Source organism: Shewanella bicestrii (assembly GCF_002216875.1).
GTDB classification, from domain to species: domain Bacteria; phylum Pseudomonadota; class Gammaproteobacteria; order Enterobacterales; family Shewanellaceae; genus Shewanella; species Shewanella seohaensis.
Genome location: NZ_CP022358.1, coordinates 4619440 through 4644946, shown reverse-complemented (window position 1 = coordinate 4644946; position 25507 = coordinate 4619440). Strand labels below are relative to the sequence as shown.

Here is a 25507-nt window from a genome sequence, read left to right as displayed (position 1 = left end):
GCGTGTTGACGTTTCAGGGTTATTTTTGCAGCAATTTGGCTGGCTTTTATGCAAGGCAAAGTCCGTGCAGTGTAGTTATTCTACATAAACGGACGATAACGCGGCAGAAACGCCAGCCAAATGCTGCCCGAAGGGTTCGCCTGGCAAGCCCTTGCTCTTTGTCACTCGTCATTTGAGTAGAATAGCTACACATCATTCCTCGTTTCGCGAGCACGTGCTTGCCAGAACGAACAAAATTTAATCTCGAAACGTCAACACGCCCTAGTTATCTTGATGAAATAAACGCTTAAGCCGAGTGGGTGAAGTTAACCGTAAACTTGGCGCCGCCTAAGTTTTCTGAACGGGATACGGAAATGCGACCATTATAGCTATCCACTAGATCGCGCACTATGGCTAAACCTATGCCGTTGCCTTGGTGATAAGAGTCGGCGCGGATCCCACGCTCAAATATTTGAGTTTGCAGGGCTTCGCTGATCCCAGGGCCGTCGTCTTCGATACAAAGTTGGAGCTGATAGGCGTCGCCTGTGACGGTTAATTTGACCTGCGACTTAGCGGCCTTGCAGGCGTTATCGAGCAAGTTACCTAAAATTTCGGTCAGATCGGCCTCATCGCCTTTAAATACGGCATGTGGTGCCAGATCGCCGCTGAGATCTATCTGCGGCTCTCGATAAATCTTGGCTAAGGTTCGCAGCAGTTTGGCGGCGACCTCCTCCACCTTAATGCCTAAATTCCAGGAAGCGGCCGCCGCCGTTTGGGCGCGTTTAAGCTGGTGGCTGATGATACGACTGATATTCGACACTTGCTCGCTCGAGGCTTCGCTTAAGTCCGCCTGACTCTTAATTACCGCCAACGGGGTTTTCAGGCTATGGGCCAAATCCGCAAGGGCATTGCGATAGCGTTTACGCTGGGTCTGCTCGGTATTGAGCAGGATATTCAATTGCCGCGCGACTTCCTGTAGCTCACTCGGATACTGGCTACTGAGCTGGGTCGATTTACCCTGCTCAACATCGTGCAGTTCTTGGGTAAAGCGCGCCAGCGGCCTAATGGTCCAAATCAACCAACTTAACTGAAACACCAGCATCACTAAGATCAATATCAGCAACCAAGTCCAAAGCTGTTGATTAAATTGGGAGATTTGCTGTTGAAACTCCAATTCATCCTTAATGATATGGATAGTCACTGGCACGTTTTCATTCAGGCTGGCAAAGCTGACGCTAAAGCTGTAGATAAGGTGTGGCGCGCCAGCGAGGTCGATTTGATCGAAGGCACTTTTGCCCGTCGGCGGAATGGTGAACTGCGCCGGCGGCGTGATGCCCATAAAAGACTGCGAATGCCAGACTATGCTCTGCTGATGCTCGGCATTCTCTGTGGTGGCAATGGCATAGAGGCCTGATTGAATGAGGTTAAAGCGGTTTTCGAGCACTAATTCGGGGATAAAAATCCGTTTGTTTTCAACCTCAGTCACCGCTAACACCGAATACACATAGGCACTTAGCTCGTTTTTAGCAGCGCTTTTTACTTGCTCGGCAAAGGCGTCATTGAGGGCGACCCCAATCAGCGGCAGCAGCACCAAAATAAACAGCAGCGCACTGAGGACGAGCCGAGTTTTGAGGGAGTTTAATAACTGCCAGGCAAGCGCACGCTTACTCATCTGGGGAGATGACTCTTAAACGATAGCCTTGGCCGCGCAGGGTTTCGATCAGATTATATTGGTTATCAGGGTCGAGTTTTTTGCGTAAACGGCGGATAAAGACTTCGATAACGTTAGAGTCGAGGTCAAAATCCTGATCGTAGATATGTTCGGTGAGCGCAGTTTTTGATTTTACTTCGCCCTGATGCAGCATAAAAATCTCAAATAGCTTGTATTCAGAGCCGCTTAGAGTGACGAGTTCATCTCATTTGCGCACTTCTAAGCTACTGGTATTTAAGCTAAAGGGGCCGTTAGTAATCACTGGGCTGGCTTTACCGGCCGAGCGGCGGATCAAGGCTTTGAGCCGAGCCACTAATTCTTCGGGATGGAAGGGCTTAGTGAGATAGTCGTCGGCACCCGCATCGAGACCCTCGACTTTATCCTGCCAGCTATCCCGCGCGGTTAAAATCAGGATGGGGAACGCGCGCTCTTTTTGGCGCACGCGGCGAATAAGGCTTATGCCGTCGAGTTTAGGTAAACCGACATCGATAATCGCGGCATCATAATTATATTCAATGGCTTGATACAGGCCTTCTTCACCGTCGCTGGCAACATCTATGCTGTAGTGAGCATCGAGCAAGTGCTGTTTTAAGTTGGCTTGAAGCGCTAAATCGTCTTCAACGAGTAAGAGTCGCATATTAATTCCTCGAAACACGCCCAGTGGCGGCATCCACCGAAACAGAAAAAACTTGGCCATCGTTATTGAGGATTTTGACTCTATAGCCTGAGCCACTCGACTGCACGCTGAGCACTTTTCCTCGATATTGACGTTGCGCCATCGCCACGGCTTGATCTGGACTGTTGACCACAAGGCGGCGCTGTTCATTCTTCACACCTTGGCCGCGCGATTGATTACGATCATCGTGTTTATCATTGCCCGCCATGCTGCCAAAGGAGGTGCATAAGCAAGCGACTAGGGTCAGTGTCAAACCAAGTTTCATATCTGTTACCCGCGCATGTTCGGCGATCTTAAGTGAGTAGCTAGGTGGATAGCTTATCGAGTCGACTAAGAATACCTTATCACCATAACAAACACATAGAGATCAGCCAATTGGTAAACACAATTCCTTTAAAATTCACTGCGATTCGTGGGATTTTATCGAGTTAATCCCCATCGAACCTCTTTACAGAACAGGAGTCATATCCTGTGACATATTAGCAGTGTTAACCAAAACAGATGAATTGAGGCTGAACGGCTTTTTACTCCAAAAATCACGGTTTTTAATGTTCAGCTTATGTTCACCTTGAGTGCCCTCTAATGTCACCAATTTGAACGGATTATCCAATGGGGTATTCAAGATGAGCACACTCAATCAATCAGGTATCGTAAGCACAACTCACACAGCCTTTATCAAGGCAATGGTATTGGCAGGCGCATTACTGGCGCCGACCATGGTGAGCGCAGAGTCCTTCGACGAGTCAAACTTGGCCCCCTTTAGCGCGGCCAGTATTGGGATGGCGAAAAAAGCCGATGCCGAGCAGGCCGCAGAGCAAGAACAACAAGCCCTAAGCCTATTGCAGCAGTCGGCACCCGCTCAAAGCGTGGGTGAAGCCGCTGCGGCCGCCGTTAAATCCTTAGCGCCGTCGTTGTCGCCAAAGAGTCCGAGTGCTCATCGCGTGCAATTGATGGGCGCGACCCCCATGACCCGCGAACAAGTGATTGCTAAGCACACGAGTCAGCCTATCCCAAGCTCGAGTGCGACCAGTGAAGATCCCTATCGCGCCCCCGTGTATCACAGCTTTGCGATTTTTGATGCCAGCAGCCGTTTGTTTGAAGACTTTGATTATGATGGGTTTTATCAAACCTTCAGCGTGACCTTCGATGTGGATGTGTTTGGCTCATATCTTAATGAGCGCGCCGACCTGTTTGCCGAGTTATACCTCAGCCGTAACGGTGGTCCTTGGGTGCATTACTACACCACGGACGTGTTTACCATTTACGGTGACTCTACGCAGGACGATTACGAAGTGCTGACCACCCTCTACACTGGTTATCCAACGGATCACTACGATGTATTAATCGATGTTTATGAAGTAGGTTATAGCGATATTGTCGCCACCATTAGCGCCGATGACACCGATGGCTTATATGCCTTGCCGCTGGAAAGTAGCGACCGTGACCGTGTTGACGAAGTGATTGTGGTGGAAGAAAGCGGCGGTGCATTGTCTATCTTTGCCTTGCTTGGCCTTGGGTTGTTCGCTGCACTACGCAAGCGTGAAAAATGGGTTTAATACCCTGAAATAAACTCTTTTGTAAGCCATCAGGTTTTTACTAAGTCAGCGCCTATTTAGAGTAAACAGCGTGGCTAATACTAAAAGCAGCGTATCATTGATACGCTGCTTTTTTATTTCGCAATGCGGGTAACAAAAGCAACCTTGCGATTTATCGGCAATTTGCACCCTCTGCTACAAATCCCCTTTTTCTCTCTGTGTTTATCATTTCCGATTCGGGCTAGTATGGGCAAGTTACGTTAACTAAAGGAAGAGAGTCATGATTGCTCAAGGTCAAACATTACCAGCGGCGACGCTAAGCCAACTGACTAAAGATGGCATGGTAAATCATCAAGTTACCGAGCTGTTCGCGGGTAAAAAAGTGGTGTTATTTGCAGTGCCTGGTGCTTTCACACCAACCTGTTCTGAAGCGCATTTGCCAGGTTATGTGGTGCTGGCCGATCAATTTAAAGCTAAAGGCGTTGATTTAATTGCCTGTGTATCGGTAAACGATGCCTTTGTGATGAAAGCTTGGGGCGAAGCGCAAAATGCGTCTGAGTTATTGATGCTTGCCGATGGCGATGCCAGCTTTACTAAAGCGCTCGGGTTAGAGATGGATACCGCAGGCTTTGGCGGTGTGCGTTCACAACGTTATGCGATGATCATCGATAACGGCGTGGTGACGTTACTGAATGTAGAAGCACCTAAGTCATTTGAAGTGAGCAAAGCCGAAGTGGTATTAGCTGCACTTTAATGCCTGATTAAAAAACAAAATGGGAGCCTAGGCTCCCATTTTTATTGGCATCAAGCTTAAGCCGCTCGGGCAGATACTGTGTTGGTGTCGGCTATGCCTAGGCTAGTCTCAATATCTTCCACGCTTTGCTGTACTTCTTGGGCAATCACTTCGCTCTGCTGCGAACTGGTTTGCGCTTGGTCTTTTAGGTTATCCATGCTGCGAACAAATTCATCGAGGTAATCGACCTGTTCCTTGGCGTTAAGCGAACCCTGCTTGGCGGTATTGGCCATTTCACTCGCTTGATTTTGTACGGTTTGCGCCACATGCCATAGGCTCTGTGCCCGCTGTTTTTGGCTATCGGTCGCTTGGGCAATGCCATCGACACTCTCGCCGAGTGCGAGGTTCGATTGGGTGAGTTGATGCAGGATCTTCACGATTTCATTTAACGACACTTGAGTACGTTGACTTAGGCTTCGAACCTCATCGGCGACCACGGCAAAACCGCGACCTTGCTCGCCCGCTCGGGCGGCTTCGATGGCGGCATTAAGCGCCAACAGATTGGTTTGCTCGGCAATATTGCCAATAACATCAATGATTTTAGCGACATCTGCCACGGAGTTATTCAGGCTTTCGAGCGAGGCATGGCAAAGGCCAACCGCCGTCTGGGTTTGTTCTGTGGCACTCAGCACGGCTTCGGCCTCGGTTTGGCTCGACTGCATTTGACGCATGGTTTCGGCCGCGCTTTGTTCAACAAGGGCCGAGGTGTGGCTGACCTCATTGGCGAGGCTGCGGATATGCTCGGTTTGCGACTGAGTGTCGGCGACTATGGTCTGAGTGTGTTCGGTGTGCTGCGACAGTTGAGTAATGCGCGCGACCAACTGACTTAAGGATTGAGAAACCTTAGTCATTTGTTGGCGCTGGAGTTCGTCTTCTTGCTCGAATCTGTGCAGTAATTGGTTGAAATGGCCTGCAATTTGGCCGGTTTCGCAGCGGCGATTGATGTCCAAGCGTTCACGACTGTTGGACTCGCTTAATTGCATAAAGGCTTGATTGAGGCGTTTAAGGGGTTTAACCACACGGTTCTGTTGCAGGATTAAATAGCCGATAGCAAACAGCGCCATAATAGAAACCATCGCATAAAGAATGACTTGTAACTCATATTTGAGCTGTTGGTTTTTGGCGGCCTGCGCCTCACCGAGGGCGATAAGCTGCTGTTCAACTCTGCTAATGGCTTGAATTAACTGCTCTTGCATCTCCTGATTGACTTGCAGCAGTTGGTGGGTGTTGGCGACTTCTTTATTGTAGCGATTGGCAAGGCTTAACAGCTCGCTGCGATCATTTTCACCCACTTCAATCTGCTCTGGTTCACTCGCGCCGAGGGCAAATTCATCGGCTTCCTCCTGCTCGTACACGCCGATTAACGGCAGGGCGTTCAGTCGGTCACGCCACTGGTTTAGCTCCTTGCTGGTGCTGTCGAGAATATTTTTAAGTTGCTGATTTTTATCGATGAGATAGCCATCGGTAAGCTGCGATAATTGATAAACAATGCTGGGTAAGTCACGACTTAATTGCAGATATTGTTCGGCCACAGCGGCATTAATCGCTAAACCTTTGTCGGCGTAACTGCCGAGCCTGCGGTTATAGTCGAGCATTTCGGATTCGGCGTGGGCCAGCAGTTGTCTTGGGTTGCCCGCGAGTTTGCCTGCGGCGCGGTATTTAGTGTCTAAGTCTTGAATGAATTGGCTAAGGCCTGTTTGTAATTCCTCATCGGCACTGCCCGCTGCGGCGAGGTTGAGCTCGCTGAGCTCAGTTTTAATCTTGCTCAGTTTGGCTTTGGCTTCCTCGAGTTGGGTCGCGTTACCACTGGCTAAATAGCCATCGAGATCGCGGCGTACCCCTACGAGAAAATCCTGTTGTAGGCCTTGAAGTACTTGGGTTTGTTGCTCAATCTGTTGTCTTTGATCGCTGCTCCACAGCACCACGGCTGCTAATAGTCCAGCAAGCAATAACAACAGCGCCGAAGCTGAGAGTGACAGCGTTGAAATCTTCATGATGCAATCTTCATTGGAAACTTTAGGAAGTTAACTGCCTAGAGTTTATGAATTTCGCGTGACATAAATATGACAACACAAGTTGAATGTCAGCGTTGTCATGCTGAATCTTGGATTTACTCCAAGGGGAGCCAGACTTGGGCTTTTAAGCCGCCCTCTGTGCGGTTAGATAAGGTCACTTGGCCTTGGTGACGGTCGATAATCCGTTTGATAATGGCTAGCCCAAGGCCCGAGCCGACACTGCCGCGCGCAATATCACCTTGGGTAAAAGGTTGAAACAGTTTGGGAATTTGCGACTCATCAATCCCAGGGCCATTATCCTCAACGCTAAAACCGATACGCTTACCATCAAATTGCGAGCTTATCCGCACCCAGCCCGAACCATAACGGAAGGCATTTTCGACCAGATTACTGAGCACTCGCTTAATCGCCAGCCCTTGGAACAGCGCCTCGGGGCAGTCGCTTAGTACGACTTCAATTTCACCGTCGCGGTTGGCTTCGGCCTGCGCAATATCTTGAATGAGTTTATTAATTTGCCCTAGCTCGCGGCTCGCCTCCTGATCTTGGCGAATGTAGGCAATAAACTGGCTGATAATGGCGTCCATATCTTCGATATCGTTGACGATACCATCTTTAAGATATTGATCTTCCTCGACCATCATCTCGGAGGCGAGGCGAATCCTCGTCAGTGGCGTGCGTAAATCGTGGGAAATACCCGCCATCAACAGGGCTCTGTCCTGTTCGAGCTGTTTCATGCTGTGGGACATTTGGTTGAAGGCATTGGTCACTTCCACCAGTTCGCTCGAGCCTTTTAGCGGCAGAGGATCGGGAAACTCGCCGCGTGAGACCGAGATCGCGGCTTTTTGTAAGCGTCTAAGCGGCCTGTTTTGCTGGCGGGCAAACCACCATCCACCGGCGACACTGAGCGCGCCGATCACCATTAAGTACAAGGTGAGTGGCGATAAATCGGAAACGTTTTGGCCGATGAGCGGTACTTTAATCCATACCGATGGCGCCTGTGGCGGGCGGATCCAAATTTGTAGCACTGTGCCGTGAGTGACGCGAACTTCTGCCTCACCACCTAGGTATTCCGACATCTGCGATGACCAAAAACCGTAGTAGGTGGCCTGTTCGATTCCCGCTTCGCGGGCCTGTTGTTGGTTGTAGACTTTCATGCCATCGTCGCGGACTTTGGCATTGAGCGCATCGACTATGGTTAAGTGTTCACGGCCGATATCGATACCATCGACAAATAACAGATTGATTTGACGAGCAATTAACTGGTTGATTTGCTGATAACTGGGCTTTAATACATACACTGCCACAGTGACATAGGAAACCAGCTGATTGATCAACAGTAGGCAACCAATCAGCATAACGGTTTGGCTAAAGGCGCTGCGGGGAAGAAAGCGCCACCAAAACTTAGATTTCATCTTGATGCCAACGCACTGACGACTTCAGGCAAGAGTGGCTCATCGACGGGCGGCGCCATCGGGCACAAACACATAACCTAGGCCCCACACGGTTTGGATATATCTTGGGTTAGCGGGATCCTTCTCAATTAAACGGCGCAGGCGCGAAACCTGTACGTCAATCGAGCGCTCCAGCGCCGAATAATCACGGCCACGGGCGAGGTTCATCAGTTTATCCCGCGACAAGGGTTCGCGTGGATGGGTGACTAACACTTTTAATACGGCGAACTCACCACTGGTGAGTGCGATGGCCTCATTACCGTGGTACATCTCGCGGGTGGCTAAGTCGAGGGAGAACTCGCCAAAGCTAATTTCAGCCTCTTGCTGCGCGGGCGCGCCGGGGACATCTTGAATTTGGCGGCGCATTACCGCTTTGATCCGCGCCAATAACTCCCTCGGGTTAAAGGGTTTTGGCAAATAATCATCGGCCCCGAGTTCTAAACCGATAATCCGGTCGACCTCATCGCCCTTGGCGGTGAGCATCACAATCGGAATGGTACTACCCTGTTGGCGCAGACGACGGCAGATGGATAGCCCATCTTCACCGGGCAACATCAAATCGAGCACTATTAGGTGGAAGTTTTCCCGCTCCAATAAACGGTCCATCTGCTCAGCATTGGCCGCACTGCGTACCTGATAGCCTTGCTCCATCAGGTAACGCTCGAGTAGTGCTCGTAGGCGCATATCATCATCGACGACGAGGATTTTCGAGGTTTCTTGTCCCATGGGATGTCCTTAAATTGCTCGGATTATTGCTTTTATTCTTTATGCCGTCATACAACAAAGATTAACTGGCTGAAATTGAAAACGAATCTGCCAAGAATGTGCTTAATATAGCTGGATTCAACCTGAGCGACTAGCTCATGATGTGAGCCAATGTCGACCGAATACGGCTAATTGCCAACTCATGTTAATACTAAGCAAATGAAATTGCATGGGAATCGTCACATTTATCTAGTATGTAACTGAAATTGTAACTAAATTGGCATTAGCTACTTTTGATGCATTTGTTGAGTTAACTTATCAGCTTTATGGCAAAAGTATTTTGATTAGTCCAGAATCATAACTCTATGATTATCAATTATTAGGTGTATATGACCCTGTCGATGAGTTACAAGCAAGCCTCCAAGTGGGGATTTTTCGTCTTGCTCGTGGGACTTTTTTTTAGTGCCGTGCTCGCTTGGCAGGTGAGTCGTATCAATTCGCAAACCATTTCTTTGGCGCTCGAAGCGAGCGCGCAGCAGATTAGTGAGAATGTCACCAATAGGATTGCCCTCTACCAATATGGCTTGAGGGGCGCCCGAGGCATGATCCTCACGGCGGGTGAAGACCATATCAGCCGCCCCATGTTTCAAAACTATAGTCTGACGCGGGATGTGGATGAGGAGTTTCCCGGCGCACGCGGATTTGGCTTTATTCGGCGGGTCTCCAAAGAAAACGAAGCGCAGTTTTTAGCGCGGGTAAAGGCGGTCGATTGGCCTGACTACCATGTTCGTCAGCTCAACCCCAACGAGGGGGAGAAGTATCTTATTGAATATATTGAACCGCTCGAGCGCAATAAGGCGGCGGTTGGTTTAGATATCGCCTCAGAGGCCCACAGAAAAGAGGCCGCCGATCGCGCCATGCTGTCGGGAGAAGTGCAAATTTCCGCGCCGATTACCTTAGTGCAGGCCACGGGTAAGCCGCTGCAATCCTTCTTAATTTTATTACCTGTTTACCGAACGGGTATTGTCCCTCCAACTCCGGAAGAGCGATTGGCCCAAGGGTTTGGTTGGAGTTATGCGCCGCTGGTGACGACCGAAATTTTAACGGGATTATCGCTGAATCAGAAAATGACCAAGCTGATGTTAAGCGACGTGACGGACGATAAGCAGCCGATCAATTTCTTCGAAACCCACGCCAATGATTTAAGCCCGCTATCGGATTACAGCTACAAGTTAAATAAGACGATTTTTGGTAGGCATTGGCAGTTTGAGGTAATGGCCTATCCAGGTTTTATCAAGTCATTACATCTCAATAAACCCAGCTTAGTGTTGCTCAGTGGCAGCTTGTTCAGTGTGTTGCTGGCGGCGTTGATTGCTATGTGGTCCTTAACCTTGCAACGTAAACAGCAAGTGTTAGCCGAGCAAGCGCGCCGCGCCAGCATGTTGGAGCATTCCCTCGACGGCATTATCAGTTATGACCTCGCTGGCAATATAACCAGTTGGAACCAAGGTGCTGAACGACTCTTTGGTTACACAGAGCAGCAGGCGCTGGGCTTACCCAGTAGCGAATTGATTATTCCACCCAGCATAGTGCTGGAGGAACAGGCTCTTATGGCCGATGTGTTGACCGGCAAGACGGTACTCAATCGAGTATCGCGCCATCAACGCGCCGATGGCAGCAACCTGTCGACCTCGACCACTACCTTACCGATTTACGACGAACATGGCGACATAGTGGGTTTGAGTCAAACCATTCGGGATATCACGGCCCAGCAGGATGCCGAGCGACATATTCTCAACCTTAACGCTAGCCTTGAACGACAGGTGACCAAGCGTACCCATGCTCTGCAGCAGGCTTTACTCGAGAATCAGGCACTGCTCGATACCATCAACCAGCAGCTACATTACTCGGTCACCGACTTAGACGGGGTGATTTTAGATGTGAATGAGCACTTCTGTCTGATCAGTGGCTACGCGCGGGAGGAGTTAATAGGTCAAACCCACTCAGTGCTGAAATCTGGCGAGCACGATGCCGCGTTTTGGCAGCGGATGTGGCAACAGATTAAGGCCGGTAAATCTTGGCATGGGGAAATCTGTAACCAAGGGAAAGATCAGCAGCTGAAATGGTTCGATACTGTGATTGGCCCAGTCTTCGATGAGCGTGGCAAAGTGGAACGTTTTGTCGCGCTGCAAACCGATATTACCGAGCGTAAATTAGCACAGCTCGAAAAAAATCGGATAGCGACTCTGCTGACCAATGTGCTGGATGCGGCCTCCGAAATGACCATAATTGCCGCCGATCCACAGGGCATTATCACTATCTTCAACCGCGGTGCCGAGCGCATGTTAGGGTATTCCGCCGAAGAGGTCATAGGCAAAACCACCCCAGCACCTTTCCATATTGCCGATGAAATTGCCGCCCGCGCCACCGAGCTTTCTGTTGAATACGGCCAAAAAATTCAAGGTTTTGACACCTTTGTCCACAAGGCGCGGGAAGAGGGCTCCGAGACTCGTACTTGGACCTATGTGCGTAAGGATGGTAGCCAGTTACCAATCTCACTGTCAGTAACCGCGATGCGTGGTAATGACGGTGAAATCCTAGGTTACCTTGGGATTGGTGTGGATATTTCGCAAATTGTCGCCCAGCAAGAGGCCTTACTCACGGCGAGTAATCACCTCAGTAAGGCGGCGGAAGTGGCTAAACTGGGGATTTGGACCTGGAACCTGCTCGATAACTCGTTGCAGTGGAACGACCGCATGTTTGCCATGTATGACCAGCCTGAAAGCCTTAAACAGCAAGGTCTTAGCTATGAACATTGGCGGATGCGTGTCCATCCCGATGACGTTGAAGAGGCCGAAGAAAAGCTTAACCGCGCGGTTGAGTATGATGAACCTTATCATCCAATTTTCCGCGTGTTAACCACGGATGGTGCGGTGCGCTATGTGCAGGCGGGTGCCCAAATTGAGCGCGACAGGCAAGGGAATGTGATCCGAGTGATTGGGATCAACATCGATATTACCGCCCAGCGGCAGATTGAGGCGAATTTAAGGAGTGCCAAGCTGGAGGCGGATAACGCCAATGCCGCTAAGTCGGCGTTCCTAGCCAATATGAGCCACGAAATCCGTACCCCCATGAATGCGGTGTTGGGGATGTTGCAGTTGATGCAATATACCTCGCTCTCGGTGCAGCAGCAGGGCTATGTGAACAAGGCGCAAACGGCGGCTAAGTCATTGTTAGGGCTGCTTAACGATATTTTAGACTTCTCAAAAATCGATGCGGGCAAATTAAAACTCGATCCACACCCTTGCTCGATTGAGTTATTGATGCGGGATCTGGCTGTGGTGTTATCGGCGAGCCACAACAATACCGATGTGGAAGTGATGTTCGATCTCGACGCGGCGTTGCCTCCTTGGCTGCTGGCCGATCAATTAAGGCTGCAGCAAATTCTGATCAACCTCGCGGGCAACGCACTCAAGTTTACCCCTCACGGGCAAGTGATTGTCGGCCTAGAATGTATTCGCCATGAGGCCGATACCGTCACTGTGCAGTTTTCGATTGTCGATAGTGGTATTGGCATCAGCGAAGAGCAAATTGAGCGGATTTTCACTGGGTTTGAGCAGGCTGAATCCTCAACCTCACGCCGTTTTGGGGGCACGGGACTTGGGCTGGCTATCAGTAAACGTCTTGTCGAGTTAATGGGCGGACAACTGCAAGTCACCAGTAAAGTCGGGGTTGGTAGTCGCTTCTGGTTCGATTTGACCTTCCAAGTGATGGAGGTTGAAGCCCGCGCCCGCGCCGATTTGAGCCAATATCGCATTCTGGTGGTCGACGATAATCAAATCACGACCGAGATCTTATCGAAAATCCTCAGCGACTATGGCTGTCTGGTTGAAACCGCTTCTGGCGGTTATCAGGCCATTGAAAAGGTAAAACAGGCCAATGCAGCCGGACAGCAGTTTGATGTGGTGCTAATGGATTGGCGTATGCCGGATATCGACGGTCTACAAACCGCTGAAATGCTGAAAAACGCCGGAACCGGCAGTTATACCCCGCTGGTGGTGATGTTGACGGCCTACGGCCATGAAGTGATTGCCGAGAGTCAGCACATTAACAACGTTCCCTTCGTCAACTTCTTAACTAAACCTGTCACCTCGCAAGTGTTGGTTGAAGCCGTGCTCAATGCCATCGAAGGCAAGACCATGGACTCGAATCCTAAGCCGCGCTCACAGCGTCTGTTAGCGGGGCTCACTCTGTTAGTGGTTGAGGACAATCAATTAAACCGTGAGGTGATTGAGGAGCTGTTGAGTTATGAAGGCGCCACCGTTGTGCTCGCAGGTGGCGGTGTGGAAGGGGTGGCACAGGTACTCGAAAGCGGTGATTTATACGATGCCGTGATTATGGATGTGCAAATGCCCGACATCGATGGGTTAGAGGCGACGCGGCGGATCCGTGCCGATGGTCGATTCGCCCAGTTGCCTATCCTCGCGATGACGGCCAATGCCTCGCAAACCGATAAACAAGAATGCCTCGAGGCGGGGATGAATGCCCACGTCGGTAAGCCTATCGATATGCAGCTGCTGTTGCCGAATATTCTGCGTCTAGTGGGGCGTGATGTGACATCCCTCGAGCAGCATGAGTCTGCGCATCTCGACTCTCAACACAATCTCGAGGGCGAAACCCTGCTCGACGATATTCGTTTGATCCTGCGCCGTTTTGGTGGCAACCAAGTGTTTTTCGAAAAAATGGCGAGCAGTTTTGCCCCCGAAATGACCAAGCAGCTTAGCTTGTTCAAGCAATCTACCAAAACCTTTGATTACGCCACCACAGCTGCGATCAGCCATGCGATTAAAGGCATTGCCAGCAACTTTGGCGCGCGGCGTTTAGCCGTTCATGCGGCGTTTTTAGAAAAACAATTTAAACAAGAAGGCCTCGAGCTGCTGGAAATAAAACGCTGGACGGATACACTGGAGTCCTTAATACATCAAAGTATTGAACAGCTTGCAGGCTTTTTACCTAAGGGGCAGCTCAAACAGCCTCAATCGATTGAACCTGTAAACGGTACCGCCGTGGATATGCAGAGTGTGCGCCCCGAGCTGGATACCTTGGCTGCTCTCTTACAGGAAAATAATTTAGAAGCCGTGAATTTAGTCGACAAACTCGCAAAACCGCTATCACAGCACCCGCAATGGGCTGAACTCAATGGACTGGTTCAATCACTCGCATTTACACAGGCTTTGGAGACTTTGCGGGCGATGATGTTGGAGGATGTGTAGTGTATATAAGTGAACTCATGGCGACCCAGCAGGCCGTAAAGGGCAAGATTTTGATCGTGGATGATCAGCCTTTGAATATCAAAATCTTGCATCAACTTTTCCATGAAGAATATGAAATGTTCATGGCGACGAGCGGCGAGCAGGCTTTGCAGGTATGCCAAAAGATGCAGCCCGATCTGGTGTTGTTAGACATCGAAATGCCGGGAATGTCGGGTTACGAGGTCTGCCAACAACTGAAGGCCGAACCCACCACAGCTAATATCGGGGTGATCTTTATTACCGCCCATTTTGATGAGGTTGAAGAGGTGAAGGGTTTCCAACTCGGCGCAGTGGATTTTATTCACAAACCGATTAACCCCATCATCACCAGCGCGCGGGTCAAGAACCAATATCAGCTGAAGCGCCAATCCGATGTATTGCACTCTATCGCTTTACTCGACAGTTTGACTGGGGTCGCTAATCGCCGTCAGTTTGAGCAGCGCTTACCCGAAATCTGGCGCTTTTGCTGTCGGAATCAAGCCTACTTATCCGTTATCATGCTGGATGTGGACTTTTTTAAGCGTTATAACGACCGCTATGGTCATCAAGAAGGTGACCAATGTTTACGGCTGGTTGCCGATGCCGCTAAGGGCATGTTAAAACGCCCCAACGATCTTATTGCGCGCTATGGTGGCGAGGAGTTTATCTGTATCCTGCCTGAGGCTAAGTTATCTGGCGCCATGCGCCTCGCGCAGGCGATGGTGGATGCGGTGCAAGCCTTGCACATAGAGAATTTGGGTTCAGATTTTGGCGAAGTCACTGTGAGTGCTGGTATTGCGACGATTCAACCCTTAGCCGATTTAAGTTGGGAGTCGCTCGTCGAAGTGGCGGATCAACAACTCTATCTGGCGAAGCATCATGGCCGTAATCAAGTGGTTGGTGTCGATATCGAACCGGCGCAATAGTCTAGTTTGTGTGTCGAGTAAGGCTACTCGGCATGGTTAAACCCGTGGATAGTGAGTTATGAAAGCGCATTTGATCACCCGCCAAGGCTGGATGACCTTAGATAAAGAATTGAAATACCTGTGGAAGGAATATCGTCCGCAGATCACGCTTAAAGTGCAAGAGGCCGCCGCCCAGGGCGACCGAAGTGAAAACGCGGATTACACTTACAATAAAAGGCTTTTACGCCAAATCGATAGCCGTGTCAGATACTTAGTCAAACGCCTCGAAGAACTTAAAATCGTCGATTATTCTCCCCAACAAGAAGGCAAAATTTACTTTGGCGCTTGGTTCGAGCTTGAAAACGAAGCGGGCGAGCGCGTGCGTTATCGTATTGTCGGCAAGGATGAGCTCGACACTAAACTGGGCTATATCACCATAGACTCTCCCATGGCGCGGGCACTGATCGGCAAACAGGTCGATGATGAAGTGGTCGTGCAAACCCCCTCGGGTCCAAAGGAATGGTATATCAACGACATCCGCTATACCCCATTCGAGACGCCGCTCGAGGGCGAGCCAGAATAACCTTTAGTAGATCAAACTCTCGTCGATTTTCATGCTGAAATCGAGAGCATCATATGAAATAACGACTGCGCCTGTGGTATCTTGGGCGCAATTAGGATCAATCAAACCGTTAGGCACGATACTTTATTTATGCAGACTATTGCCCAAATTATTGCTCAGGAACTGAATGTTCAGGAGCATCAAGTCACTGCCACCATAGATTTGCTCGACAATGGTGCTACCGTTCCCTTCGTTGCCCGTTACCGTAAAGAAGCGACTGGGGGCTTAGATGACACCCAGTTACGTACGCTGCACACTCGTTTAGGTTATTTGCGCGAGCTGAATGACAGACGTCAGGTCATTTTATCCAGCATTCAAACCCAGGGTAAGTTAACGCCTGAATTGCAAAGGGAAATTGAAGGCGCCGACAGCAAGACCCGTCTCGAAGATCTGTACCTTCCCTTCAAGCCTAAGCGCCGTACTAAGGGCCAAATTGCGATTGAAGCGGGATTAGAGCCGCTTGTTGAAGCTTTACTGGCGGACCGTAATGCCGATATCGAAGCATTGGCTGCGGGTTATCTGAATCTCGAAGCGGGCTTTGCCGATACCAAAGCCGTACTGGAAGGCGCTCGTTATATTCTGATGGAACGTTACGCCGAAGATGCGGAATTACTGCGTAAAGTTCGTGAACACCTGAGCCAAAACAGTGTGTTAGAGAGCCGTGTTATCGCCGGCAAAGAGAAGGAGGGCGCTAAGTTTCGCGACTATTTCGAGCACAGCGAACCTCTGGCGAAAGTGCCATCACACCGTGCCTTGGCGATGTTGCGTGGCCGCAATGAGGGTTTCCTCTCCCTATCCATGAATGCCGATCCTGCTGCCGAAGCGGGTCAGGGCAGTTACTGTGAAGTGATCATTAGCGAGCACTTAGGCCTAAAACTCGGCGATAGCAGTGTTGACCAATGGCTTAAGACCGTTGTGACCGCCACATGGCGGATTAAAATTGCACTGCAGATGGAAACCGAGTTTATCTCGCAAATGCGTGAGCGCGCCGAAGCAGAAGCCATTAAAGTGTTTGCCCGCAACTTAGGCGACTTACTTATGGCCGCACCAGCGGGCGCTAAGGCGACTATGGGTCTAGACCCGGGTCTACGCACGGGCGTTAAAGTGGCCGTGGTAGATAACACGGGTAAGCTGGTCGCACATACGACTATTTTCCCCCATGCGCCACAGAATTTGTGGGATAAGTCGATTCGTACCTTAGCCAACTTAGCGCAAATGCATAAGGTGGAATTAATCGCGATTGGTAACGGCACTGCATCACGCGAAACTGACAAGTTAGCGGGTGAGTTGATTGCCAGCCTTAAGGATAGCCAACCGCAACTGACCAAGGTGATGGTGAGTGAAGCGGGTGCTTCCGTGTATTCCGCCTCAGAACTCGCCGCGCTTGAGTTCCCTGAGCTGGATGTGTCTATTCGTGGCGCCGTTTCGATTGCTCGCCGTCTACAGGATCCCTTAGCGGAACTGGTGAAGATTGAGCCTAAATCCATCGGTGTGGGTCAATACCAGCACGATGTAAGCCAAAGCCAGCTGTCTAGCTCGCTCGAAGCCGTGGTCGAAGACTGCGTAAACGGTGTGGGTGTGGATTTAAACATGGCGTCAGTGCCTTTGCTGTCGCAGGTGGCAGGGTTAAACAAAACCTTAGCGAAAAACCTGGTCGACTACCGCGATGCCAACGGCGCCTTCAAAAACCGTAAAGAACTGCTGAAAGTGCCGCGCTTGGGCCCTAAAGCCTTTGAACAAGCCGCGGGCTTTTTGCGGATCCGTGATGGCGACAATCCATTGGATATGTCGGCAGTTCACCCCGAAGCCTATGCGCTGGTCGAAACCATTGCTAAGACCAAGCAAGTGGAGTTGGCGAGCCTTATCGGTAATTCTGAGCTGCTACGCAATATCAAGCCGCAGGAGTTTACGACCCCTGAGTTTGGTTTACCGACAGTGACCGACATCCTCAGCGAGCTGGATAAACCGGGTCGTGACCCGCGTGGTGAGTTTAAAACCGCCAAGTTTAAGGATGGGGTTGAGGAGCTTAAGGATCTGAAACCAGAGATGATCCTCGAAGGCGTTGTCACCAACGTGACTAACTTTGGCGCCTTTGTGGATATCGGTGTGCATCAAGATGGTTTAGTGCATATCTCGTCATTAACCGACAAATTTATTACCGATCCCCATACAGTGGTCAAAGCGGGTGATGTAGTGAAAGTGAAGGTGATGGAGGTCGATGTCGAGCGTCGTCGTATCGGTTTGAGTATGCGTCTGGATGAGGCTATCGATCAGAGCAAGGCTCAAACACGCGGCCCATCTCAAGGTAAGCCACAGGCTCATAAGGGCAATGCCCAGCATAAGTCTTCGCGTCCTGCGCCAAAAGCGGCACCCGTCAATGCGGCCATGGGCAATGCCTTTGCCGACGCCTTCGCAAAGCTGAAAAAGTAATCTGACTCAGGTCGACTCGGATACACACCTGTGTTCGAGTCGACATTTTTTACTCGTTAGCCACAAAATTGTTGCATATATGCTGTCCTAGGTAATATAAAGTCGGCATTTAATGCAACGTTAAGCAAAATCGGTTGTCATACCACAACTTTTTCACCGATTTTTTTCAAATTGACACTCCAAAGCTGAGTGGAAGTTTAATGTTTTGGGGTTATACATGCAGTCAGGTTCATCCGCTCGTGGACGCCAGTCCGCCCATGGGCCATTTCGCGTCATTCTTGTTTTCAGTCTGTTAGTACTCGCTATTGCTACGGCAAGCCGTATCGGCTTAGGTCTGTGGCAGGGCGAACGTGTGGCCGCTGTTGACGGTTGGTCGCATCTGCTACTACAAGGTATTCGTGTCGATATCGCAACCCTGTGTTGGTTATGGGGCGTCGCCGCCTTAGGTACGGCGTTGTTTTCGGGTGAACACCTGCTTGGCCGCATTTGGCAATGGGTGCTGCGCCTATGGCTAACCTTAGGTCTGTGGGCCATTGTGTTCCTTGAGGTTTCAACGCCAGCCTTTATTGAGGAATACGGCATTCGTCCGAACCGCTTGTATGTGGAGTATTTGATTTACCCCAAAGAAGTGCTGTCGATGCTGTGGGCGGGACGCAAACTGGAGCTGATTTTCTCTGTGCTGCTTACCCTAGCGACGCTGTGGGGCGGTTGGATACTCAGCGGTAAGTTAACTAAAAATCTGCGTTTCCCACGTTGGTATTGGCGTCCGGTGCTAGCTGTCTTGGTGATCGTCGTGACCCTATTGGGTGCGCGCTCAACCTTAGGCCATCGTCCAATCAACCCAGCGATGGTGGCATTTGCCGACGATCCATTAGTGAACTCCCTCGTGATTAACTCTGCTTATTCGTTAGTGTTTGCAATCAAGCAAATGGGCAGCGAAGAAGACGCCTCTAAGGTATATGGCTCATTAGATAGAGATGAGATCATCAAGACCATTAGACAAGAGAGTGGTCGCCCCGAGAGTGCCTTTACCTCGAGCGATATCCCTTCATTGAGCTTTAACCAGGCCAGCTACAGTGGTAAACCGAAAAACTTAGTCATCCTGTTACAGGAAAGCTTAGGCGCCCGCTTTGTGGGGAGCTTAGGCGGTATGCCCTTAACGCCGAATATCGATGCGCTCTCACAGGAAGGCTGGTATTTCGATAATCTTTACGCCACTGGCACACGTTCAGTGCGCGGAATCGAAGCGGTCACCACAGGTTTTACGCCAACACCGGCCCGCGCCGTGGTAAAACTCGGTAAGAGCCAGACGGGCTTTTTCACCCTCGCCGAATTGCTGAAGAACCACGGTTATACCACCCAATTTATCTACGGTGGTGAGAGCCATTTCGACAATATGCGAAGTTTCTTCCTCGGTAATGGATTTAGCGACATTATCGACCAGAAGGATTATAAGTCTCCGGCCTTTGTTGGCTCGTGGGGCGCATCCGACGAAGATTTAATGCGTAAGGCGAATAGTGAGTTCGAGCGTCTTCACAGTGAGGGTAAGCCATTCTTTAGCTTGGTGTTTAGCTCGAGTAACCACGACCCATTCGAATTCCCCGATGGCCGTATTGAACTGTATGAACAACCTAAGCAAACTCGCAATAACGCGGCCAAATATGCCGATTATGCGATTGGTGAGTTCTTCAAATTGGCGAAAAATGCCGACTACTGGAAGGACACTATTTTTATCGTGGTCGCCGACCACGATAGCCGCGTTGGTGGTGCCGATTTGGTGCCAGTATCGCGCTTCCGTATTCCGGGGTTAATCATTGGGGATAATGTTGCGCCAAAACGCGATCACCGTATTGTGAGTCAAATCGACTTGCCGCCAACCCTGTTATCTTTGATTGGTATTTCAGACTCTTATCCTATGCTTGGTCGTGACTTAACTCAGGTCAGCGATGATTGGCCGGGACGTGCGCTAATGCAATACGATAAAAACTTTGCCCTGATGGAAGGTAAAGATGTGGTTATCCTGCAGCCAGAAAAAGCAGCGCAGGGCTTCCAGTACGATGAAAAGACCGAGCACTTAACGCCTTATGCCCCAGCGGCGCAGGCGCTGGAGAAAAAGGCCTTAGGTTGGGCGCTGTGGGGCAGCCTAGCCTACCAGCAAGAGCTGTATCGCTCGGGTAAATAACCGAATGAAAAATGCCGCTGATTAGCGGCATTTTTATTTTTAAACTTATCCTTAAACCAGCAGATTTTAAATCCAAGCTGACATAGCTGGTTCGGCTTCTGGCTGAGTTTGCTGCGCATAATATTGTCCAATACGCTGGCCAACCTGTTGATAAAACTGAGGGGATTCCCCTTGCATCGGCTGACGCGCGGCCGCAGTCGTGGTTTTCGCCGTGGTATTGGCGGGGCGGGGAGTATTTTGGCCGACCTTTAACCGAATATCCTTACGCTGCAGCGCCGCTGGGCCGCGCACTGGCACTTTAAGGGTTTTAGGCTGAGCACGATCGGCAGCAACTATGGGCGCTTGTTTCTCTTGCTGTTGCTGGCTCTGCTGCTGTGAAGACTGCTGCTGTTGCTGTTTGTCTTGAACTTGTTGCTGATTTTGCTCGAGCAAACGTGCCTGTTGCTGAGTTTGATCGGCGGTACGCTCATTTTGCGGATTAAAGGCGCGCTCTTCATGGCCCTTAGTCGCGGCCTGTGGCGGAATAACGACGGGCTTGAGCTGATTGTCGACCCGAGCCGAGTCCGTCGCGACATTGGTCGTCGCTATCGGAACTTGGGGGTAGTTACTGACAAGCAGCATGAAAAATTCCTTGTGGCCTTGATGGTTAAATACTAGCCACTTATTGCACAAAGATAAAGCACTAGTCCTTGAATTGCGCCAGCCAAGGTGTGATTGCCTGCAAGAATTCTTCCCTGTGGGACACAAACGGTGCGTGGGATGCCTTGGCAAGCATGACATCAGTGATGTGACTGGCGGTGGGCATTTGAGGTTGAACGCGTTTGGGCACGAGTCCATCGAGTCGACCCCAGATCCGCAGCCAAGGTTGCTGTATCGCCGACAGCTGTGGCCTAAGATCGATTTGATTCAACATATCCAAACCTTGAGTTAAGGCCGCTGCATCGGGTAGCGGGCGTGCTAGCACTAAATCCCGCAGCTGCTTGATATCGTCTTTGGCTGTTTCGCTGCCCATGGCCTGAATCGCTAAAAAGCGCTCAATTGTCTTCGGTAAATTTTGCCCAAGCTGCTCGCCAAACATGCTGAGCACCTGCGGTGGAATGCCGGGCCATGCTTCTTCCTCCCTTGCCATAAAACAGGGCGAGGAGGCGATAGTCATTAATCCTCTGACATGGGATGGATAGCTTATGGCGGCTTGAGTTGCCACTAAGCCACCCAGTGACCAGCCGGCCCAAATCGCATTGGCGGGTAAGGCATGAATTAGCGCATCCACCCAAGTCGATAAATCGCCCGCGATTGGCTGACTTAGGCCAAAGCCCGGCAGATCGACATAGTGGACTCTATACTCAGAAAGCTGCTCATAGAGCGGCGTGAAAACGGCGCTATTAACACCCCAACCATGGAGCATGACCAGATCCGGCCCTTGGCCTCGGGTGTCGATATGCAGTTGGGAATGATGGGCTGGCGTCGCAGAGTTCACTAAAATACCTCTAATAGGAAGTTGTATGTCGGGCGATAGCAAATGGACTTGGTCGCAACAGGGGGCGAAGCTGTTACGCATAGTTTCGCATTTGGGGCAGCGTTACTTGGCGGGCAGTTTACCTAACCGCTGCTTACTGTGCCACCAATCCCTCAATGCAAAGGAAGCCGGATTTTGCCAGATATGCCTGCAAACGGGCTTATATCACAGCCCAATTTGTTTAGGTTGTGGAAAATCCATGCCGCTTGAACTCGAATATTGCGGTGAGTGCCTAAGGCATCAACCGCGAAAAGTCATCGCACCTTGCAGTTATCATCAAGGCTTTGGCCCTTGGATAGCGGCCATTAAATATCAGGGGCAACTCGCCGCTTTACCCATATTGTGCCAAGCCTTAGTGGCGCGCATTGGTCAGCTCGAACAACAAGACTTAATCACTCTACCGCAGGCCATAGTGCCAGTCCCTTTACATCCGAATCGGCTGCGCCAACGTGGATTTAATCAAGCATGGTTAATTGCCCATGAATTATCGAAGCAGCTCTCGCTGCCACTCGTCAATGACGGATTAATTCGGCGGCAGGATACCCGCCCACAAGCCGGACTCAATGGCGCACAGCGACGGCGAAATCTACAGGATGCTTTTGAGTTAAACGCAGATTTTGCCTATCAACGGATAGCGCTGGTGGACGATGTGGTCACCACGGGGACCACTGTGGCAGAAATCGCCCGCTTGTTCGAGGCGCGATATATACAAGTACAAATATGGTGCCTCGCCAGAGCCGAAGCACCGGGTTTATTGGAAGCGTTTGAGGAGTAGGCAAGCGGCAATGCATTTTACCTTTGCTTACGTCAAAACAATGTCAAAAAAACGACAAATAAAAAATAAGTTTTATTTTTGGGATCAGATGTAAGTATATGTATCAATAGGTTTTGTTTATTATTTGTATTGAGATACCTTCCTTTATTATTTGGTTTGGGGGTATTTATGGAAGCTAAACAGGCTCTATCAAATGCAAATAGGGTATCGACGTTACAAGACGTTATTCAGGAAATTAGTGCTTCATTGAAACTGCACGGTTTTAGTGGTTTTTGGTTTCAGGGGATCCCACACTGTGCTTATGAAAACTATCATTTTCCGAAAGATACCAGTTTATTTTCCCCAACGGCATTGCGTAAACCGATCGCTAGCGTAGCTTCTTCACCTGTGGTTGCTCAATTACAGCGCTTTTATTTAAATCAAGTGGCCGCTAGTGATGCTAATTTTGGTTTTTCACTCGACACATCAAAACCCTACGCATATAAATTTATAAGTGAAAAAAACAATAAGGCAAGCGTACTGTTTAATAAGCACAATATTCAGACTGTCCTGAGTTGGCCTATTGCGTGTCACAACCAATGTCGTTGGACTGGTCGTTTTATACTACTGAGTCACCGAAATAATTCAGACCTAATGTTAGACGGATTAGCAGATACGTTAAAGGATGCGCAACACAAACTATTTGAATTCAACAAACCCCAATTCAATCCATTTTTACAAAGTCCCCTGATAAAAGAAAATGCCAGAGATATTTTGCAAATGGTTGCAAATGGTTTGCAAAACGATGAAATTTCTACTCAGCTCCCGATAAGTGTTAGAGGAGTTGAATATCATATGGAAACCATGCGGAAAAAATTTGGTGCAGCTAATAGGGCAAACTTGGTTCATTTGGCGCACCAATATGAGTTGATTTAAATATGTTGATATTACTGGTTGAGGATAATCGGCTGTTATCAAGTAACATCATTCAATATCTTGAGTTAAGTGGCATTGAGTGTGATTACGCATTTAATTTAGCCCAAGCAGATATGCTCATTAGCCGGCAACAATTTGACGCTATTATCCTGGATCTTAATTTACCGGACGGTGATGGAATAAAAGCGTGTGAACGGTGGAAAGCACAGTGCATTACTTCACCCGTGATTATGTTAACTGCACGCAGTAGCCTTAAAGAACGTTTGAGTGGGTTTGCGGTTGGGGCTGACGATTACCTAGTAAAGCCTTTTGCGATGGAAGAGTTGGTTGCACGACTAAAAGTGGTCGCCCAGCGTCGACCTGCACCTCAACGTCTCACCATCGGTGATCTCGAAATAGATTTTGGGAATCATCTGGTTTATCGCCAAGGACTATTGCTTACGTTATCTAAAACGGGTTGGCAGATCTTAGCGTTATTAGCGCGGCGCAGCCCAGAAACGGTCAGTCGAGAAGAAATTGAGCGATTGATTTGGCCTGATAGTATTCCGGATAGTGATAGCCTACGCAGCCATGTTCATCTTCTACGTAGAGTGCTCGATAAGCCCTTCGAACACCAATTGTTGCATACGATTCGTGGGGTTGGATTAAGTCTTAGAGATGTCACTGATGCAAGTTCCTAAGCTTAGCCTTAAGCGAAGCTACCAAGTATGGGGTGTTATTTTCCTATTAATCACATTAGCGGTTAATAGCTTTATCCCTCTTTGCATGATGTGTGCCGGGATGATTTCGATGCATAAAATCACGGTTCATAATGCGGGGCAATCTGCTGAATTAATATTAGAATTAGCCGAAAGCACTCAGTCGCATAAACCTTCAGTTAAACAACCCATTCTAAAAACGGATAATCTTACCGTCTATGCTAATTGGCATGAGCTCCCCTCGAACATTCGGGCACTGACTAATAATAAAGCCCTCTCTGATACTAATAAGATTGTATATGAGCATGCTGAAGGCCCCTATGTTGATGCATTAAGTGTGTATTACACGAAAGATAATATAGCTCTCTATATTTGGTTGCATATCAATGTAACTCATGATTTACAATTTGCACCCAAAAATATGACGGCAATTTTACTTTTGATACTAATTACTTTTTCTGCGAGTGCTGGTCTTGCTTTTTATATGCAAAGTAAAGTGATCACACCTATTCGTCAGATTAGCCATGCAATAAAGCAGCATGATTGGATTGGTGGGAAAAAATTAAGGTTACCCGAACAGGAATATGCTGAGTTAAGGGCAATTGTTGATGCCTTAGATAACTCGATATTACAACTCCAGGAAGCTCAGCAGCGAGAGTTAAATTTTTTACGCTTTGCTAGCCATGAGTTGCGTACACCCGTTGCGATATGCCAGTCATCATTTGAAATTCTTACCCTGCAACAAGGAGAACTCACTGGTGCAACTCTAAATGCTTCTCAAGCAACAGGGCAAATGAAGTCACTTATTGAAACATTACTCTGGCTAACGAATAAAGAATGCGTTGTTATGGAAAAGGAGGTAGTAGCTATCTATCCCTTGCTTTTTAATATTGTTGAGGAGCAAAAACGAGTGCATGGACTAGATCGAAATATACAGTTAGTGACAGATAGCACACGATTATTAGTACCGCTGCATCCGCTACGAATTGTTATCAGTAATTTGTTAAGAAATAGCATGGAGCATGGTGGTGCTAATATACATATCACTCAAAGTGGACATTCAATAGAGATAGTTAACTCGTATAGTGGACAAGGCAATAGTGGTTTTGGGCTAGGTTTACTGTTGGTCAGGCGGTTAGCGCAACAATTAGGGTGGATTTTTGAAATATCATCAGAAAATAATCTGTTTATATCAAGGTTAGAAATAAAATAAGTATATTTAAAGTGTAGTTTTACTGCGTAAAACCACACACATTTCCAAATCAAAAAACTTTTAAATCATAGATCACATAGCCTTTTACTTGATTG

18 protein-coding genes and 1 pseudogene are annotated in these 25507 nt (G+C 49.2%); 11 read left to right on the top strand and 8 right to left on the bottom strand.

Annotation, left to right across the window (positions count from 1 at the left end; genetic code table 11):
- Nucleotides 1-286 precede the first annotated feature (286 nt).
- The 3 genes and pseudogenes from CF168_RS20310 to CF168_RS20300 all read right to left on the bottom strand — a co-directional run bounded on the left by CF168_RS20310 (nt 287) and on the right by CF168_RS20300 (nt 2631).
- On the bottom strand, nt 287-1651 hold the full coding sequence (locus CF168_RS20310) for an ATP-binding protein (protein WP_089068809.1): 1365 nt from the start codon (nt 1649-1651) through the stop codon (nt 287-289).
- Nucleotides 1644-2327, bottom strand: a pseudogene (locus CF168_RS20305) (response regulator transcription factor). Before CF168_RS20305 ends, CF168_RS20310 begins: the two are co-directional and overlap by 8 nt.
- Nucleotide 2328: 1 nt before the next feature.
- Entirely contained in the window at nt 2329-2631 is a 303-nt protein-coding gene (locus CF168_RS20300; RefSeq protein ID WP_011624537.1) for a PepSY domain-containing protein, read from the bottom strand.
- A gap of 358 nt (nt 2632-2989) precedes the next feature.
- Between CF168_RS20300 and CF168_RS20295 the strand changes: the two genes are divergently transcribed.
- Both CF168_RS20295 and CF168_RS20290 read left to right on the top strand, forming a co-directional pair.
- Nucleotides 2990-3922, top strand: coding sequence for a choice-of-anchor H family protein (locus tag CF168_RS20295; protein ID WP_011627619.1), 933 nt, complete (start codon nt 2990-2992; stop codon nt 3920-3922).
- 259 nt (nt 3923-4181) lie between these two features.
- Nucleotides 4182-4655, top strand: a complete 474-nt coding sequence (locus tag CF168_RS20290; protein ID WP_011624535.1) for a peroxiredoxin — start codon at nt 4182-4184, stop codon at nt 4653-4655.
- A gap of 56 nt (nt 4656-4711) precedes the next feature.
- Here CF168_RS20290 and CF168_RS20285 read toward each other — a convergent pair whose 3' ends face one another.
- From CF168_RS20285 to ompR, 3 genes are all read right to left on the bottom strand, one after another.
- Complete coding sequence (locus tag CF168_RS20285) at nt 4712-6688, bottom strand: methyl-accepting chemotaxis protein (RefSeq protein WP_089068808.1); 1977 nt, start codon at nt 6686-6688, stop codon at nt 4712-4714.
- Nucleotides 6689-6804: 116 nt separating this feature from the next.
- Entirely contained in the window at nt 6805-8121 is a 1317-nt protein-coding gene (gene envZ, locus CF168_RS20280; protein WP_086902460.1) for a two-component system sensor histidine kinase EnvZ, read from the bottom strand.
- Between the two features lie 39 nt (nt 8122-8160).
- The gene (gene ompR, locus CF168_RS20275; protein WP_011718733.1) at nt 8161-8886 is read right to left on the bottom strand and encodes an osmolarity response regulator transcription factor OmpR; all 726 of its coding nucleotides are present in this window, start codon (nt 8884-8886) and stop codon (nt 8161-8163) included.
- A gap of 368 nt (nt 8887-9254) precedes the next feature.
- On the opposite strand from ompR, the gene CF168_RS20270 reads away from it, so the two are divergent.
- From CF168_RS20270 to CF168_RS20250, 5 genes are all read left to right on the top strand, one after another.
- On the top strand, nt 9255-14138 hold the full coding sequence (locus CF168_RS20270) for a PAS domain S-box protein (protein ID WP_089068807.1): 4884 nt from the start codon (nt 9255-9257) through the stop codon (nt 14136-14138).
- Complete coding sequence (locus tag CF168_RS20265; RefSeq protein ID WP_086902458.1) at nt 14138-15082, top strand: diguanylate cyclase; 945 nt, start codon at nt 14138-14140, stop codon at nt 15080-15082. Before CF168_RS20270 ends, CF168_RS20265 begins: the two co-directional genes overlap by 1 nt.
- 58 nt (nt 15083-15140) lie before the next feature.
- On the top strand, nt 15141-15644 hold the full coding sequence (gene greB, locus CF168_RS20260; RefSeq protein WP_011624531.1) for a transcription elongation factor GreB: 504 nt from the start codon (nt 15141-15143) through the stop codon (nt 15642-15644).
- 129 nt (nt 15645-15773) lie between these two features.
- Nucleotides 15774-18113, top strand: a complete 2340-nt coding sequence (locus CF168_RS20255) for a Tex family protein (RefSeq protein ID WP_089068806.1) — start codon at nt 15774-15776, stop codon at nt 18111-18113.
- A gap of 217 nt (nt 18114-18330) precedes the next feature.
- Nucleotides 18331-20295: an LTA synthase family protein gene (locus CF168_RS20250; RefSeq protein ID WP_089068805.1), complete on the top strand. Its 1965-nt coding sequence runs from the start codon at nt 18331-18333 to the stop codon at nt 20293-20295.
- Nucleotides 20296-20361: 66 nt separating this feature from the next.
- On the opposite strand, the gene CF168_RS20245 is transcribed toward CF168_RS20250, so the two are convergent.
- Together CF168_RS20245 and bioH are read right to left on the bottom strand one after the other, a co-directional pair.
- Nucleotides 20362-20916: a hypothetical protein gene (locus tag CF168_RS20245; protein ID WP_089068804.1), complete on the bottom strand. Its 555-nt coding sequence runs from the start codon at nt 20914-20916 to the stop codon at nt 20362-20364.
- 61 nt (nt 20917-20977) lie between these two features.
- Complete coding sequence (gene bioH, locus CF168_RS20240) at nt 20978-21772, bottom strand: pimeloyl-ACP methyl ester esterase BioH (RefSeq protein ID WP_089068803.1); 795 nt, start codon at nt 21770-21772, stop codon at nt 20978-20980.
- 25 nt (nt 21773-21797) lie between these two features.
- Here bioH and CF168_RS20235 point away from each other — a divergent pair, with 25 nt between their 5' ends.
- The 4 genes from CF168_RS20235 to CF168_RS20220 all read left to right on the top strand — a co-directional run bounded on the left by CF168_RS20235 (nt 21798) and on the right by CF168_RS20220 (nt 25412).
- Complete coding sequence (locus CF168_RS20235) at nt 21798-22586, top strand: ComF family protein (RefSeq protein ID WP_167373674.1); 789 nt, start codon at nt 21798-21800, stop codon at nt 22584-22586.
- A gap of 168 nt (nt 22587-22754) precedes the next feature.
- Nucleotides 22755-23501, top strand: coding sequence for a helix-turn-helix transcriptional regulator (locus CF168_RS20230; protein ID WP_089068802.1), 747 nt, complete (start codon nt 22755-22757; stop codon nt 23499-23501).
- Between the two features lie 2 nt (nt 23502-23503).
- A complete protein-coding gene (locus CF168_RS20225) occupies nt 23504-24181 on the top strand; it encodes a response regulator transcription factor (RefSeq protein ID WP_089068801.1) in 678 nt (225 codons plus the stop codon).
- Nucleotides 24168-25412: a sensor histidine kinase gene (locus CF168_RS20220; protein WP_089068800.1), complete on the top strand. Its 1245-nt coding sequence runs from the start codon at nt 24168-24170 to the stop codon at nt 25410-25412. The genes CF168_RS20225 and CF168_RS20220 overlap by 14 nt, the downstream gene beginning before the upstream one ends.
- The last annotated feature ends 95 nt before the right edge of the window (nt 25413-25507 follow it).

What these genes read in the sequence shown, in the direction of transcription:
- CF168_RS20310 (WP_089068809.1), bottom strand. Translation starts at nt 1,651, where the DNA reads ATGAGTAAGCGTGCGCTTGCCTGGCAGTTATTAAACTCCCTCAAAACT.
- CF168_RS20300 (WP_011624537.1), bottom strand. Translation starts at nt 2,631, where the DNA reads ATGAAACTTGGTTTGACACTGACCCTAGTCGCTTGCTTATGCACCTCC.
- CF168_RS20295 (WP_011627619.1), top strand. Translation starts at nt 2,990, where the DNA reads ATGAGCACACTCAATCAATCAGGTATCGTAAGCACAACTCACACAGCC.
- CF168_RS20290 (WP_011624535.1), top strand. Translation starts at nt 4,182, where the DNA reads ATGATTGCTCAAGGTCAAACATTACCAGCGGCGACGCTAAGCCAACTG.
- CF168_RS20285 (WP_089068808.1), bottom strand. Translation starts at nt 6,688, where the DNA reads ATGAAGATTTCAACGCTGTCACTCTCAGCTTCGGCGCTGTTGTTATTG.
- envZ (WP_086902460.1), bottom strand. Translation starts at nt 8,121, where the DNA reads ATGAAATCTAAGTTTTGGTGGCGCTTTCTTCCCCGCAGCGCCTTTAGC.
- ompR (WP_011718733.1), bottom strand. Translation starts at nt 8,886, where the DNA reads ATGGGACAAGAAACCTCGAAAATCCTCGTCGTCGATGATGATATGCGC.
- CF168_RS20270 (WP_089068807.1), top strand. Translation starts at nt 9,255, where the DNA reads ATGACCCTGTCGATGAGTTACAAGCAAGCCTCCAAGTGGGGATTTTTC.
- greB (WP_011624531.1), top strand. Translation starts at nt 15,141, where the DNA reads ATGAAAGCGCATTTGATCACCCGCCAAGGCTGGATGACCTTAGATAAA.
- CF168_RS20255 (WP_089068806.1), top strand. Translation starts at nt 15,774, where the DNA reads ATGCAGACTATTGCCCAAATTATTGCTCAGGAACTGAATGTTCAGGAG.
- CF168_RS20250 (WP_089068805.1), top strand. Translation starts at nt 18,331, where the DNA reads ATGCAGTCAGGTTCATCCGCTCGTGGACGCCAGTCCGCCCATGGGCCA.
- CF168_RS20245 (WP_089068804.1), bottom strand. Translation starts at nt 20,916, where the DNA reads ATGCTGCTTGTCAGTAACTACCCCCAAGTTCCGATAGCGACGACCAAT.
- CF168_RS20235 (WP_167373674.1), top strand. Translation starts at nt 21,798, where the DNA reads ATGTCGGGCGATAGCAAATGGACTTGGTCGCAACAGGGGGCGAAGCTG.
- CF168_RS20230 (WP_089068802.1), top strand. Translation starts at nt 22,755, where the DNA reads ATGGAAGCTAAACAGGCTCTATCAAATGCAAATAGGGTATCGACGTTA.
- CF168_RS20225 (WP_089068801.1), top strand. Translation starts at nt 23,504, where the DNA reads ATGTTGATATTACTGGTTGAGGATAATCGGCTGTTATCAAGTAACATC.
- CF168_RS20220 (WP_089068800.1), top strand. Translation starts at nt 24,168, where the DNA reads ATGCAAGTTCCTAAGCTTAGCCTTAAGCGAAGCTACCAAGTATGGGGT.